Annotated in this window: 12 protein-coding genes; 9 read left to right on the top strand and 3 right to left on the bottom strand. The window is 66.0% G+C overall.

Features of this window, described 5'->3' with window-relative positions:
* The first annotated feature begins 6 nt into the window (after positions 1–6).
* Complete coding sequence (locus tag G6N09_RS06515; RefSeq protein ID WP_083026043.1) at positions 7–1020, top strand: TerC family protein; 1014 nt, start codon at positions 7–9, stop codon at positions 1018–1020.
* 1 nt (position 1021) lies between these two features.
* Here G6N09_RS06515 and G6N09_RS06510 read toward each other — a convergent pair whose 3' ends face one another.
* The gene (locus tag G6N09_RS06510) at positions 1022–1510 is read right to left on the bottom strand and encodes an inorganic diphosphatase (RefSeq protein ID WP_083026041.1); all 489 of its coding nucleotides are present in this window, start codon (positions 1508–1510) and stop codon (positions 1022–1024) included.
* An 81-nt stretch (positions 1511–1591) separates the two neighbouring features.
* Here G6N09_RS06510 and dacB point away from each other — a divergent pair, with 81 nt between their 5' ends.
* The 8 genes from dacB to G6N09_RS06470 all read left to right on the top strand — a co-directional run bounded on the left by dacB (position 1592) and on the right by G6N09_RS06470 (position 11608).
* On the top strand, positions 1592–2968 hold the full coding sequence (gene dacB, locus G6N09_RS06505; RefSeq protein ID WP_083026039.1) for a D-alanyl-D-alanine carboxypeptidase/D-alanyl-D-alanine endopeptidase: 1377 nt from the start codon (positions 1592–1594) through the stop codon (positions 2966–2968).
* A complete protein-coding gene (locus G6N09_RS06500) occupies positions 2965–4011 on the top strand; it encodes an Rv3626c family coenzyme F420 biosynthesis-associated protein (protein WP_083026151.1) in 1047 nt (348 codons plus the stop codon). The genes dacB and G6N09_RS06500 overlap by 4 nt, the downstream gene beginning before the upstream one ends.
* On the top strand, positions 3990–4952 hold the full coding sequence (tilS, locus tag G6N09_RS06495) for a tRNA lysidine(34) synthetase TilS (RefSeq protein ID WP_083026037.1): 963 nt from the start codon (positions 3990–3992) through the stop codon (positions 4950–4952). Before G6N09_RS06500 ends, tilS begins: the two co-directional genes overlap by 22 nt.
* Positions 4953–4979: 27 nt before the next feature.
* On the top strand, positions 4980–5606 hold the full coding sequence (gene hpt, locus G6N09_RS06490; RefSeq protein ID WP_083026034.1) for a hypoxanthine phosphoribosyltransferase: 627 nt from the start codon (positions 4980–4982) through the stop codon (positions 5604–5606).
* A 279-nt stretch (positions 5607–5885) separates the two neighbouring features.
* The gene (locus G6N09_RS06485; protein ID WP_083026149.1) at positions 5886–7430 is read left to right on the top strand and encodes a circularly permuted type 2 ATP-grasp protein; all 1545 of its coding nucleotides are present in this window, start codon (positions 5886–5888) and stop codon (positions 7428–7430) included.
* Positions 7430–8422: an alpha-E domain-containing protein gene (locus tag G6N09_RS06480; RefSeq protein WP_109558928.1), complete on the top strand. Its 993-nt coding sequence runs from the start codon at positions 7430–7432 to the stop codon at positions 8420–8422. The genes G6N09_RS06485 and G6N09_RS06480 overlap by 1 nt, the downstream gene beginning before the upstream one ends.
* Complete coding sequence (locus tag G6N09_RS06475; protein WP_083026030.1) at positions 8419–9267, top strand: transglutaminase family protein; 849 nt, start codon at positions 8419–8421, stop codon at positions 9265–9267. The genes G6N09_RS06480 and G6N09_RS06475 overlap by 4 nt, the downstream gene beginning before the upstream one ends.
* Positions 9268–9367: 100 nt before the next feature.
* Positions 9368–11608 (top strand): heavy metal translocating P-type ATPase, encoded by a 2241-nt coding sequence (locus G6N09_RS06470; protein WP_083026028.1) that lies wholly within the window; start codon positions 9368–9370, stop codon positions 11606–11608.
* 68 nt (positions 11609–11676) lie between these two features.
* On the opposite strand, the gene G6N09_RS06465 is transcribed toward G6N09_RS06470, so the two are convergent.
* Both G6N09_RS06465 and G6N09_RS19885 read right to left on the bottom strand, forming a co-directional pair.
* The gene (locus tag G6N09_RS06465; protein WP_083026026.1) at positions 11677–13632 is read right to left on the bottom strand and encodes a cytochrome c oxidase assembly protein; all 1956 of its coding nucleotides are present in this window, start codon (positions 13630–13632) and stop codon (positions 11677–11679) included.
* Positions 13633–13680: 48 nt separating this feature from the next.
* Positions 13681–14130: a hypothetical protein gene (locus G6N09_RS19885; RefSeq protein WP_234807016.1), complete on the bottom strand. Its 450-nt coding sequence runs from the start codon at positions 14128–14130 to the stop codon at positions 13681–13683.
* Positions 14131–14287 lie beyond the last annotated feature (157 nt).

Below are 14287 nucleotides of genomic sequence, written 5' to 3'. Positions count from 1 at the left end.
CCATCGTTGGACCCGTCGCTGTTGGAATGGCTGCTGACCTTCGCCGGGCTGGCTGCGGTACTCGGATTCGACCTGCTCATCATCGGCCGCCGGGTCCGCGAGCCCTCCTTCCGCGAGATCGCCGGATGGCTGACGTTCTATCTCAGCCTGGCGGTGGCGTTCGGCATCTGGGTCTGGTCCTATCACGGCCCCAAATACGGCATGCAGTTCTTCGCGGGGTGGTTGACCGAATACAGCCTGTCGGTCGACAACCTGTTCGTGTTCGTGATCATCATGAACAGCTTCAACGTGCCCAAGAAATACCGGCAGGAGGCGCTGTTCGTCGGGATCGTCATGGCGCTGTCATTCCGCGCGGTGTTCATCGCCCTGGGTGGAGTCGCGGTCCAGCGCTTGTCGTGGACGTTTTACGTGTTCGGTGCGTTCATGGCCTACACCGCGATCAAACTGCTGCGCCACGAAGACCCCACCGGAGAGGGCGAGGGGGAGGGCGGCAACAACTTCCTGGTGCGGTTTGCCCGCACCCACTTCAACGCCACCGACCGCTGGTCAGGCGTGCGGTTCTTCGTCCGGGACGGCAGCGGTTCCTGGGCTATCACCCCGATGTTCCTGGTGGGTCTGGCGCTGGGCACCACCGACGTGGTGTTCGCGATGGACTCGATTCCGGCCATCTACGGACTGACCCGTCAGCCCTACCTGGTGTTCACCGCCAACGTGTTCGCGCTGATGGGACTGCGCCAGCTGTACTTCATCCTGGGCAAGCTGCTGGGCCGATTCGTCTACCTGTCCCAGGGACTCGCGGTCATCCTGGGATTCATCGGAGTACGAATGGTGCTGCACGCGCTGCACACCAACGACCTAGGGTTCATCAACTCCGGGCGCCCGCTCGATGTCCCGGAAATACCCACCCCGATCAGCCTAGGAGTGGTGGCCGGCGTGTTGGCACTGACCACTGCGGCCAGCCTGTACCGGACTCGGGGGTCCGCCTCAGCCCAGCGCGAAGACCGGCAGCCGCACGATTAACTCAGTGACCGGTGGCCTTGAACCGGTCGATCGACCGGGCAATCTCGGCTTCGGCTTCGGCACGGTCCACCCAGTCGGCGGCCTTGACGAACTTGCCCGGCTCCAGGTCCTTGTAGTGCACGAAGAAGTGCTTGATCGCGTCCAGCTCATAGGCGGGGACGTCGCTGATGTCCTGGATGTGATCCCACCGGTGGTCGCCGGCCGGCACACACAGCACCTTGGCGTCGCCGCCGGCCTCGTCGGTCATCTGGAACATCCCGACCGGACGCGCCTCGACCAAGACACCCGGGAACACCGACTGTGGCAGCAGCACCATGGCGTCCAGCGGGTCGCCGTCCTCGCCAAGGGTGTCCTCGATGAAGCCGTAGTCCGTGGGGTAGCCCATCGGTGTGTAGAGGTAGCGGTCGAGCTTGACCCGCCCGGTGGCGTGGTCGACCTCGTACTTGTTGCGCTGGCCCTTGGGGATTTCGATGGTCACGTCGAATTGCACGGGGACAGTCTAGAGCGGCCCGGATTGACGCCCGGAATGCGCCCGTCCGGCACAATTGCGGCTGACAGGGGAGGACAGGACATGCAACCCACTCGGTGGCGACACAGCGGCGCCCATCTGGGCATCGCTGGTGCGGTACTGGCGTTGGCCGCCGCGGTGGTGGTCGTGGCGGTGGTTGTCCTCCCCGACGAATCCGGCGCTGGGGCGCGCGTCGTGTCGCCGGCCCCGGTTGCGACCGTCAAGCCCGGTGTGGTGCCGGTCTCCGATGATGCCTCCGTTCCGGTGGGCAGCGCACTGGCCGCGGCCCTCGCCCCGGCGTTGGCCGACCCGAACCTGGGCCGTCTCGCCGGCCGGATCACCGACGCGTTGACCGGCAAGGTCCTGTGGACACAGCAGGAAGACCTGCCGATGCAGCCGGCCTCGACCAACAAGGTGCTCACCGCCGCCGCCGCCCTGCTGGCGCTGGACCCCAGTACCCGGGTTACCACGCGGGTGACGGCGAGTGATCAGCCCGGGGTGGTGGTGCTGGTGGGCGACGGCGATCCGACCCTGTCCACGGCTGAGGTCGGTCAGGACACCTGGTACCGCGAGGCTGCACGCATCGGCGACCTCGCCGACCAGGTTCGGCGCAGTGGGGTGGAGGTCTCTGAGGTCCAGGTCGACGTGTCGGCGTTCACCGGCCCGACGATGGCCCAGGGCTGGGACGCCGCCGACATCGAAGGCGGCGACATCGCCCCGATCGAGGCGGTGATGGTCGACGGTGGCCGTGTGCAGCCGACCACCGTCGAATCTCGGCGGTCGACGACACCGGCGTTGGACGCCGGTAAGGCCCTGGCTGCGGAGCTGGGAGTCGATCCCGACCAGGTGAGCATCGTGTCGTCGTCAGTCACCGGCCGTGAGCTTGGTGCGGTCCGCTCGGCACCGCTGGTGGTCCGCCTCGGCGAGATGATGAATGCCTCCGACAACGTCATGGCCGAGTCCATCGCCCGCGAGGTCGCCGCGGCCATGGGCCGGCCACGGTCGTTCGCCGGTGCCGTCGATGCGGTGACCAACCGCCTGGCCACCGCGCACATCGCGGTCAGCGGGGCCGCCCTGCAGGACGCCAGCGGCTTGTCGGTCGACGACCGTTTGTCGGCGCGGACGCTCGAGTCGGTGGTGCAGGCGGCCGCCGGGCCGGACTTGCCCGAGCTGCGTCCGCTGCTGGACATGCTGCCGGTTGCCGGCGGCAGTGGCACGCTCTCCGAGCGATTCCTCAACCCCAAGACCGGGCGTGGTGCCGCGGGCTGGCTACGGGCCAAGACCGGCTCGCTGACCCGCACCAACGCATTGGCCGGCATCGTCACCGACCGCGACCAGCGGGTGCTGACGTTTGCGTTCATCTCCAACGACGCCGGTCCCACCGGTCGCACCGCCATCGATGCGTTGGCCGCTGTGCTGCGAACCTGCGGGTGCCGATGAGCGAATCCGACGTCGGGAGCGGGGTGGACTTCGGGTTCGCCGCGACAGTCGGTGGCTGGCTGGCGCGCCCCGCGCCGGCGATGACCGACTACACCCGCCGCCAGGTCGTCGAGGAACTGCACACCAGTGCCCGCGCGGCCGAACCCCTGGTGCGCGAGGTCACCGGCCTCGGCGACGACGGCCCGGTCCCCGACGCCCGAGTCATCGACCGCCGCCAGTGGATCGCTGCCGCTGCCGAATCGATGCGGGTGATGATGGGCGGCTCTGAGCAGCCCGCGGGGTTCCTCAGCAGCCGTCTGACCGGGGCGCAGACCGGTGCCGTCTTGGCGTTCGTCTCCTCGGCGATCCTCGGCCAATACGACCCGTTCTGCGTCGACAGCACCACCGGCGCAGGCCAGCTGCTGTTGGTCTACCCCAATGTGGTTGCCGTCGAGCGACAGCTGCAGGTGACCCCGGCGGACTTCCGGCTCTGGGTATGCCTGCATGAGGTGACGCATCGTGTGCAGTTCACTGTCAATCGGTGGCTGACGGGCTATATGGCGGAGGCGCTGGCGGTCCTGACCAGCTCCAGCGGCCCGGATCTCAACCAGGTGGTGGGACGGCTGGCCGACCATCTGCGGGGCCGCGGTGACGACAGCGAGGCGCCGGGTCCGTCGGGGATCCTGGGGCTGGTGCGGGCGGTGCAGTCCGAGGAGCAGCGCACCGCGCTGGACCAGCTGCTGATGCTGGGCACCCTGCTGGAAGGCCACGCCGATCACGTGATGGACGCGGTCGGGCCACTGGCGGTGCCCTCGGTGGAGACCATTCGGAGTCGGTTTGAGGAACGTCGCCAGCGCAGCCAACCGCCCCTGCAGCGCCTGGTGCGGGCCTTACTGGGTCTCGATGCCAAGCTGAGCCAATACACCCGAGGCAAGGCCTTCGTCGACGCCGTTGTCGAGCGCGTCGGAATGGACCGGTTCAACGCGGTGTGGTCGGGCCCGCAGACCCTGCCGCTGCCCGCCGAGATCGAAGAGCCGCAAAAGTGGATCGACCGGGTGCTGTAGCCCAGCTGCGGACCGCGCTGGGAGCGTTCGCCGGGCAGTACCTGGCGTCGGAGGGAACCTGGGCGGTCGCGCTGTCCGGTGGGCCGGACTCGCTGGCGCTGACCGCCGTCGCTGCCCGCTTGCGGCCGACGACGGCACTGATCGTCGATCACGGCCTACAGGCCGGTTCGGCCCAGGTGGCCGACGCTGCACGTCGTCAGGCAGTGGAACTGGGATGCGTTGATGCGCGGGTTATTCCGGTGACCGTCGGCGCTGCGGGCGGTCCGGAGGCGGCGGCCCGCGCCGCCCGCTACGCCGCGTTGACCGATGCCCGCGACGGGCAGCCGGTGCTACTGGGCCATACGCTCGACGACCAAGCCGAGACGGTGCTGCTGGGACTCGGCCGGGGTTCCGGGGCCCGCTCAATGGCCGGTATGCGGCCCTACGACCCGCCGTGGTGCCGGCCGCTGCTGGGGGTGCGACGTGCCCGTACCGGGCAGGCCTGCGTCGAGCTCGGGTTGACGGCGTGGCTCGACCCGCACAACAACGACCGCAGATTCACTCGGGTGCGCCTTCGCACCGAGGTGCTGCCGTTGCTCGAAGACGTATTGGGCGGCGGGGTGGCCGAAGCCCTGGCCCGCACCGCGACCTCCCTGCGCGAAAACACCGAACTGATCGATGTACTCGCCGAGCAGGCGCTGCCGGGACCGGCCGGGGACGCGCCGTTGGAGGTTGGCGCCCTGGTGGTGTTGCCGGGACCGGTGCGCCGTGCCGTGATCCGGAGTTGGCTACTCACCGGCGGCGGGCGTGATCTGAGCGACCTGCAGATTCGCGCGGTGGACCGGCTGGTCACCGCATGGCGTGGGCAGGGCGGGGTGGCGGTCGCCTCTGACCTGGCCGGACACCGGCTGTTCGTGGTCCGCGGCGAGGGGCTGTTGCAGTTGCGTGCCGAGCCGGTCTGAGCGTCGGGCGGCAATTGCCGGCTGCAGTTGGTTGTCGCGTGGCGGGCATGGCACGCTGTGCTGGTGGCTGCGATCTTGCCGGGGGAAAAACCCGAGTTGTATGCGGGTGACATCAAATCGGTCTTGCTGACCGAGGAGCAGATCCAGACCCGCACGGCCGAACTCGCTGCGCAGATCGCCGCCGAGTACGCCGACAGCAGCGCCGAGTGTGGCGACCTGGTGCTGATCACCGTGCTCAAGGGCGCGGTGCTGTTTGTGACCGACCTTGCCCGGGCCATCCCGTTGCCAACGCAGTTCGAGTTCATGGCGGTCAGTTCTTACGGTTCGTCGACGTCGTCGTCGGGGGTGGTCCGCATCCTCAAAGACCTCGACCGCGACATCAGCGACCGCGACGTGTTGATCGTTGAGGATGTCGTCGACTCCGGGCTGACCCTGTCGTGGCTGCTGCGCAACCTGGCGACCCGACGGCCCCGGTCACTGCGCGTGTGCACCCTGCTGCGCAAACCCGACGCGCTGGGCGCCGACGTCGACATCGCCTACGTGGGCTTCGACATCCCGAACGACTTCGTGGTCGGCTACGGCCTGGACTACGCCGAGCGCTACCGCGACCTGCCCTACATCGGCACTTTGGACCCGCGCGTTTATCAGGGCTGAGCGCCGATTTTCGCCTCGGCGCAACCGATTCGTCGACGCGTTTGCTGTCGCCGGGCAAACCCTGACTGAGCTGATCGACAGCGTGCCGATAGGATCGTGCGACACGCCAACGATGCCGCGGTCAGAGCTCCGGGCTGCCCCGGTAGCGGATCTGTAGCAGGATCGGTAGGTGTGAAGGCTGTGCCAGCATCAACGCGAAGTGGACGGGCCCGTGTGGGTAAATCGATCTTCTCGGACTATCAGCGGGCCGGCGGCAGCTATGGCGACAGCTTCGACGAGATGTTCGACAACAACGGCAACGCCCGGGTCGCCTATCGGGGCATCCATAAAGCGCTGGCGCCCGCCGACAACGAGGAACTGCAGGCCCGAGTTGATGCACTGGGGCGGGCATTCATCGAGCAGGGTGTCACCTTCTCACTGTCGGGCCAGGAGCGACCCTTTCCGCTTGACCTTGTGCCACGGGTGATTTCGGCCAGCGAGTGGGCCAAGCTGGAGCGCGGTATCGCGCAGCGGGTGCGAGCCCTGGAGCGCTTTCTGGCCGACATCTATGACGACCAGGAGATCCTGCGCGATGGCGTGGTGCCTAAGCGGCTGGTCACCTCGTGCGCCCATTTCCACCGTCAGGCTGCCGGCATCAAGCCGCCCAACGGGGTTCGCATCCATGTCGCCGGAATCGATCTGGTGCGTGACGACCAGGGCGAGTTCCGCGTGCTCGAGGACAATCTGCGCTCTCCGTCTGGTGTGTCCTATGTGATGGAGAACCGTCGCACCATGGCGCGGGTCTTTCCAGACCTGTTCGCCTCGCACCGGGTGCGACAGGTCGGCGACTACGCCAGCCATCTGTTGCGGGCTTTGCGGGCGGCTGCGGCGTCCAACGAGGCCGACCCGACGGTGGCGGTGATGACTCCGGGTGCGTCCAACTCGGCCTATTTCGAGCATTCACTGCTGGCCCGTCAGATGGGCGTGGAGTTGGTCGAGGGACGAGACCTGTTCTGCCGGGACAACATCGTGTACATGAGCACCACTGAGGGTGAGCAGCGCGTCGACGTCATCTACCGCCGTATCGACGACGAGTATCTGGACCCGCTGCAATTCCGGTCCGATTCGGTGCTCGGTGTGCCCGGACTGGTCAACGCGGCCCGCGCGGGCAATGTGGTGATCAGTAGTGCGGTGGGCAATGGGGTGGGTGACGACAAGCTCATCTACACCTACGTTCCTCAGATCATCAGGTACTACCTGGGCGAAAAACCGATTCTGTCCAACGTCGATACGCTGCGCTGCTGGCTGGACGAAGAATGCGATGAAGTCCTGGACCGTATTGAGGAATTGGTGGTCAAGCCCGTCGAGGGATCGGGCGGGTATGGAATCGTGTTCGGTCCGCAGGCGACCCGAAAGGAACTCAACGCGCTGGCCAAGAAGATCAAGGCAAGTCCGCGGGACTGGATCGCGCAGCCGGTGGTGCAGCTGTCCACCGTCCCCACCAAGGTGGGAGATCGCCTGGCCCCCAGGCATGTCGACCTGCGGCCGTTCGCGGTCAACGACGGTGAGGACGTCTGGGTACTGCCCGGCGGCCTGACTCGGGTGGCGCTGACGGAGGGTTCCATGGTGGTCAACTCGAGCCAGGGCGGTGGCTCCAAGGACACCTGGGTGCTGGCGCCACGCAGGGCGGACAAGGAGCACGAGTTGTCCGGTGATCAGCTGGTGCGCCACCAAGACCTGCCGACCGACAACGCCGCCGATCAGGGCCCGGGGCTGCCCGGAACCGACCTGCTGCAACAGCAACAGCAACAGCAACAGCAAGCTGACGGTGGTGATTGCCGATGATGCTGGCCCGCAATGCCGAATCGTTGTTCTGGATCGGCCGCTACGTCGAGCGGGCCGACGACACCGCCCGCATCCTTGATGTGGCGGTGCACCAGCTGCTCGAAGACGCCACGGTGGATCCCGACCGCACCTGCCGTCTGGTGATGCAGGTGTTGGGACTCGAACCACCCGAAATCGGGCAGGCCCAGAACGTATGGACGTTGACGGAGCGTGTCGCGTACGCCGGTGCCGGCTCGGGATCGATTGCCGACAGTATTGCCCGCGCGCGTGAAAATGCCCGTGGTGCAAGGGAAGTCACATCCAGTGAGATGTGGGAGTGCCTGAACACCACCTTCAATGGCCTGAGTGAAGCCGAACGGGCTGCCCGTCGGCTGGGACCCTATGAGTACCTGTCGTACGTGAAGAATCGGTCGGCGATGTTCGCCGGACTGGCCGACGCCACCATGAGCCGCGACGACGGATACCGCTTCCTGCTGCTGGGACGGTCCGTCGAGCGAGTCGACATGACCGTCCGAATGCTGCTCTCGCGTGCCGGCGATCGATCCGGGTCGCCGGCCTGGGTCACGGTGTTGCGATCGGCGGGCGCTCATGACACCTATCTGCGCACCTATCGCGGCGCACTCGACGCGAACAGGGTGGTGGAATTCATGCTGCTGGACAGGCTTTTTCCCCGTTCGGTATTCCATGCGATCACGCTTGCCGAACAGTGCCTGATGGCGCTCGACAGTCGTAACGACAGCCGGGTGGGGGCCCGGGCCGAAGCTCAGCGCCTGATCGGCCGGGCGCGCAGCGCCCTGGAGTTCATGCCGCCGGGACTGCTGTTGGAAGACCTGCATGATCGCCTGACCGGGCTGCAGGAGACCTGCAAGGACGTCACCGAGGCGGTGACGCAACAGTACTTCCATGTGACCCCGTACCTGTCCTGGGCGGGCGCCGGGGCGAGCGGAGGCCGCGATTACGACGGCCAGTTGATTGCGGAGGGAGACCGGTGAGCTGGCGAATGAGGGTGGTGCACTCGACCGGGTTCGCCTACAACGCGCCGGTCACCTCGTCGTACAACGAGGCGCGCATCACTCCGCGCAGCGGAAGCCGGCAGAACGTGATCTCCAGTCGGGTGGAGACCGTCCCTGCGACGCGGTCCTACCGGTACGTCGACTACTGGGGAACCGCCGTGACGGCGTTCGATCTGCACGCTCCACACGAGGAACTCGAGGTGTCCGGCACGTCGGTGGTGGAGACCGAGCCCGACGTCTATCCCGACGATGTCGAGCCGGTGGACTGGAACGACCTGGCCGGCGAGTACGTGATCGACAGATTCTACGAATTTCTCACCTACACCGCGTACGTTCCCCGCAACCGCACATTGGCCGCCACCGCCCGAAGGCTGGTCAAGGGGCTGCAGCCTCGCGAGGCGGTACAGGCGGTGTGCTCGTGGGTCTATTCGGAAATGGACTACGTGCCCGGTACCACCGGGGTGCACAGCTCGGCGATCGATGCCTGGACGGAGAAGAAGGGCGTCTGCCAGGACTACGCACACCTCACTTTGGTGTTGTTGCGCAGCGTGGGGATCCCCTCGCGTTACGTCTCGGGATACCTGCACCCCAAGGCCGACGGCGCGATCGGGGAGACGGTCGAGGGGGAGAGCCACGCGTGGATCGAAGCGTGGACCGGGGCGTGGTCGGGGTATGACCCGACCAACGACGTCCCGATCACCGAACGGCATGTTTCTGTAGGGCTGGGTCGGGATTATTCGGATGTGACCCCGTTGAAAGGCACCTACATCGGCGGTGAGGCAGCGGACTTGGACGTGATCGTGGAGATCACCCGGCTGGCCTGACACCGTCGGCAATCGCGATTGCTGCGGGAGTAGCGTTGATCGGGCTGACCGGACCGGTCTGGCGGGCTCGCACCTGCGAGTACGGCAAGCAAGGAACGAAATGACGTTACAAGAGGCCGGCGACGTCAATGTCGCCAAACAGCACCGCGTCGAGCTCGATGTGTCAGGCATGTCTTGTGGTGCGTGTGCCGCACGTGTGCAGAACAAGCTCAACAGACTCGACGGGGTTGCGGCGTCAGTGAATTTCGCGACCCGAGTCGCGACCGTCGATGCGCCCGCGACCGTCAGCGCGGAAACTCTGTGTGAGGTGGTGCGCAGCGCCGGCTATGCGGCGGAGCCGAGATCGGGCCCCGACTTCGGTGAAGACGATCCGGATGCGGCGCGGGCCAAGAGCCTGCTGATGCGGCTACTGGTCGCGGCGGTTCTGTTCGTTCCGCTTGCTGACCTGTCGGTGATGTTCGCAGTGGTACCGGACACCCGGTTTACGGGGTGGGCGTGGCTGCTGACTGCCCTGGCAGCCCCGATCGTTACCTGGGCCGCCTGGCCTTTCCACGTCGTCGCGCTGCGCAATGCGCGACACGGCGCCGCGTCGATGGAATCTCTGATTTCGGTGGGCATCAGTGCAGCCACTGTGTGGTCTCTCATCACGATCTTCGCCGTTAAAGGTCCACCTCGCCAGACCAGCGGAATTTGGCAAGCATTGATGGCCAGCGACCCCATCTACCTGGAAGTCGCTGCCGGTGTAACAGTCTTTGTGTTGGCGGGCAGATATTTTGAGGCCCGAGCGAAATCTCAGGCCGGTGATGCACTGCGTGCCTTGGCAGCTCTGAGTGCGAAGAGTGTTTCGGTGCTTCTCGAGGACGCAACCGAGATCTCCATTCCAGCGATCCAGCTCAAGGAGCAGCAGCGTTTTGTGGTGCGGCCGGGAGAGACCATTGCCGCCGACGGTTTGGTGGCAGAGGGCGCAGCGGCAGTGGACATGAGCGCCATGACCGGCGAATCCAAGCCGACACGTGTGCAGCCCGGCGACAGCGTCATCGGTGGCACGGTGGTGTTGGACGGCCGTCTGATCGTCGAAGCCGCGGCGGTGGGAGCCGACACCCACTTTGCTGGGATGGTCCGCTTGGTGGAGGCCGCCCAAGCTCAGAAGGCCAACGCGCAGCGATTGGCAGACCGAATCGCCTCGGTCTTCGTCCCCGTCGTGTTCGCGATCGCCGCGGCGACTGCCGTCAGTTGGTGGTTGGCCGGAGCCGGAATGGACCATGCATTCTCTGCCGCTCTGGCCGTGCTGGTGATCGCCTGCCCCTGTGCCTTGGGGCTCGCAACTCCGACCGCGATGATGGTGGCCTCCGGGCGCGGTGCACAGCTTGGCATCTTCCTCAAGGGGCATCGGGCGCTAGAGACCATTCGCGCGGTGGACACCGTCATCTTCGACAAGACCGGGACACTGACGACCGGCAAACTGGCGGTTACCGCTGTCTGGGTGGCCCAGGGTAGAACCCGGGACGAGGTGGTTGCGCTGGCGGCTGCCGTGGAGGCAGCGTCTGAGCACGCGGTGGGTACCGCCATACTTTCGGCCACCGCGGAGCGCCGGCAGGTCGATGATTTCGTCTCCTTCGCCGGTAGGGGGGTGACCGGGATCGTCGACGGCCAATGTGTCCAGGTGGGTCGCCCCTCATGGGTGTCCCCCAGCGGCGATGTTCCGAAAGACTTGTCGTACTTTCGGCGTGACCACGAGAGTGACGGCGACACAGTCGTGTTCGTGGCCCTCGATGGCGTAGTCGCCGGAGCGGTTGCGGTGGCCGACGCGGTCAAGGAATCGGCGGCGAACGCCATCGCAGGGCTGCACCGACGCGGGCTGCGCACGATACTGCTCACCGGTGATAACTCCACGGCCGCAGGCACCGTCGCGGCCCAGGTCGGGATCGATGAAGTCGTCGCCGAGGTTCTACCCGAAGGCAAGGTCGACATCATCGAGCAGCTGCGGGAGCGGGGCCGGGTCGTGGCGATGGTCGGCGACGGCATCAATGATGGTCCGGCCCTGGTATCGGCGGACTTGGGCTTGGCAATCGGACGTGGCACCGACGTGGCCCTGGGCGCTGCGGACATCATCTTGGTACGGGAGAATCTGGACTCCGTTCCTCAGGCGCTCGATCTCTCTCTGGCGACGTTGCGGACCATCCGGATCAACATGCTCTGGGCGTTTGGCTACAACGTCGCCGCCATCCCCATTGCCGCTGCAGGCTTGCTCAATCCACTTGTGGCCAGTGCCGCGATGGCGTTCTCATCGTTTTTCGTCGTTTCCAACAGTCTCCGGCTGCGCAATGTCGGCAGGGACTGATTGGGTTTCGGTTCGCGACTGACCGCAGGATGCGCGGGCCCGCCTGTGCGGTTCGAGGCACTTTTGATCTAGCGGCGCGTTCGGGCGAGCTCTCGCAGCATGGCGTTATAGGCGTCGAGTTCATCGGTGGCGTAGTCCGCGCCGGCGTGCCGGTCACTGCGCGCGGCGTCGCGGCGGTCTTGTCTTGCCCAAAGGGTGATCAGAGCGACAATGACGATGATCACCGGCAACTCGCTTGAGCCCCAAGCGATAGCGCCCCCCAGATGTTGATCGGCGATCAAGTCGGGCAGCCATGGAATCTGAAGCTTGGAGTAGAACCGTGCGCCCAGTGCGATCGCGGAGGTCATGAGAGCGATACCGAAGAACGCGTGGAACGGCATGACAGCGAAGAGCAAGCCGAGTCGGCCGAGAAACGGAAGGCGTCGTGGTCCGGGATCAGTACCGATAATGCCCCAGAAGAACAGGTAGCCGGTGAGGATGAAATGCACAGCCATGAACTGGTGGCCCCAGTGGTACCGAAGGAGGGTGTCGAGCAGCGGCGTGAAGTAGACCACGTAGAGCGAACCCACGAACAGAGTGAACGCTATTGCCGGGTGTGAGAGCCACCGTGTCGGCCAGGAATGCAGCAGAAGCAATAGCCAGTCCCGGGGGCGTGGCAGTTGGCCGGGTTCCGCCTTCGGCAGCGTTCGCAGCATGAGCGTGGCCGGTGCCCCGAGAACCAGGAGCACTGGTACGAGCATGTTGAGAACCATGTGCTGGCTCATGTGGACGCTGAACATCGCCGCGCCGTAGGCGCCGACCCCGGAGCTGGTGACGAATACCAGGATCATGCAGCCCAGCAGCCACGCCGTGGTCCGTCCCATTGGCCATGCGTCACCTCTGCGTCGCAGATGCGTGGCACCAGCGATGTACAGGCCGGCGAGCACGATAGCCCCAGCGCCGATGAACAGATCGAAGCGCCAGAAGGCCAACAGGCGCAACACGGTTGGCGATCCGGGCAGTTCGTAGCCCAAGAAAACGTCCCATGCGCTGAGGCGACGGGCCAGCAGAGCCGGCGCCACCTGGATCTCCATGGCCGATATGGCCGCGACGACAACGAGCATGATCAGCGCACCGATGACTGCGGCGCGGTCCGTCGGAGTTTTGCGCGTGCGGAGGGCGATGACGTCTCCGACCCACACAGTGGCCAGGGCTCCGGCGGCAAGCAGTGCCAGCATCCCGAAGTCCGATTGAGTCGGCGTGGTCGGACCCAACAGGAATGCCAGCAGCACCAGTCCGTAAAGGATAGCGATCCCGCCGGTAATCCAGCTGATCAGCAGGGCGCGCCGACGGGCCAGAGGGGCGAGGGGCGTCAGGGCCGCGCCCATCTTCATCCCAATGACGACCGCCACGGCCGGTACGAAGACGATCATGGCGCTGGTCGAGTAGTCGTGGTTAGGTCCCTGACCGGCGTTGCCGGTCACGGGTAGGGCAACGACTGCGATCAGTGCGGGGATCAGCACCATGGTGTGGCCCAGCCAACGGACCGTCCTGCGCAGTGCCAGTGCGATCAAGCCGGCGAACGCGGCGACGATTACCCAACCGCGCGCGGTCTCGGTGGCACCGAGGGCGTCGAAGAACGCCCCCGAATCGAGCAGCCGCAATACAGGGATCCCATTGGTGTTTGCCGCCTGCAAGGGGATCATCGCCACAGCGGTGAGCGCCCACAGCGCCGCGACGCGCTCGGTGATGACGTGTACGCGAAATGTGTCCACGTCGATCAACCCGCGACTGTCTGGGCGGGCGGTCACCACGATGTAGATGAGTAAGCCGAGCACGACCATCCCGGACAGGGTTGCCGTGAAATAGCCCGTTAGGGCGGCGATACTGGTCGCATTGCCGGGAAAGGAGTTTCCGGCGGCGGCGAAGTGGCGATCACGTGTGATGAGCGCGTAGCCGACCAAACCTGCTAGCGCCGTGACGTATCCGATGATCAACACGTGGATGCCGCGAAAAGTGGCTGCCGTGCCCGATACCGTCCGCATTATCGCCTCTCGTCCCGGACATGCGCCGGTGAATGTGAACCCGGAGGCTTAGGCGGCGGGGTTGTCAGCGGAGTGTAGATGCCCACGCCTGCGTCCACGCCGGGCTTTGTCTGGCAACAGGATATCGGCCAGCGACGGAGCGGTAGCAACCCTGCTTAAGGCGGTCTGGGGGCGATGGCTCACCTGGGTTGCCAGAACCGCGCCAGCGACGATCGGCAGGTAGCTGATGAGGAGGGTGAACGTCGCAGCACCCGTAGTACCGCCGATGACGAGAAGGACGGCAAGCACTGAGGTGCACGCCGCCAGTAGCGTGGCCAGGCCCGTACCAAGGCTAGGCCGTATCGCGGTGATCAGCATCGCCAGGCCGGCCGCGCTCGACCAGGCGACAACCTCGGTGAGCGGGAACCCAGCACTGACCGGCCCCTCGTGAAACGCAGGTTCCGCCATGCGGCCGGTGTTGCCCCGTGCCGCGGCCAGCACCAGTTCGATAACGCCCATCGCGGCCAGAGCTACGCGCGGCCAGAGTCGGCTCTGCCGGGTGAGCGCGGGTGAAAGCCCGGCAGGCAGGGAATAGGCGACGGCCGCCAGCCGCGGCGTTTTCGGCCGCAGTTGCCGGGCTTGTAGGGTCGCTCGCTCATACCAGACCTGACAGTTC

The sequence above is a fragment of the Mycolicibacter minnesotensis genome (assembly GCF_010731755.1).
GTDB classification, from domain to species: domain Bacteria; phylum Actinomycetota; class Actinomycetes; order Mycobacteriales; family Mycobacteriaceae; genus Mycobacterium; species Mycobacterium minnesotense.
The sequence above is the reverse complement of the archived record's forward strand: the minus strand, read 5'-3'. Positions and strand labels throughout refer to the sequence as shown.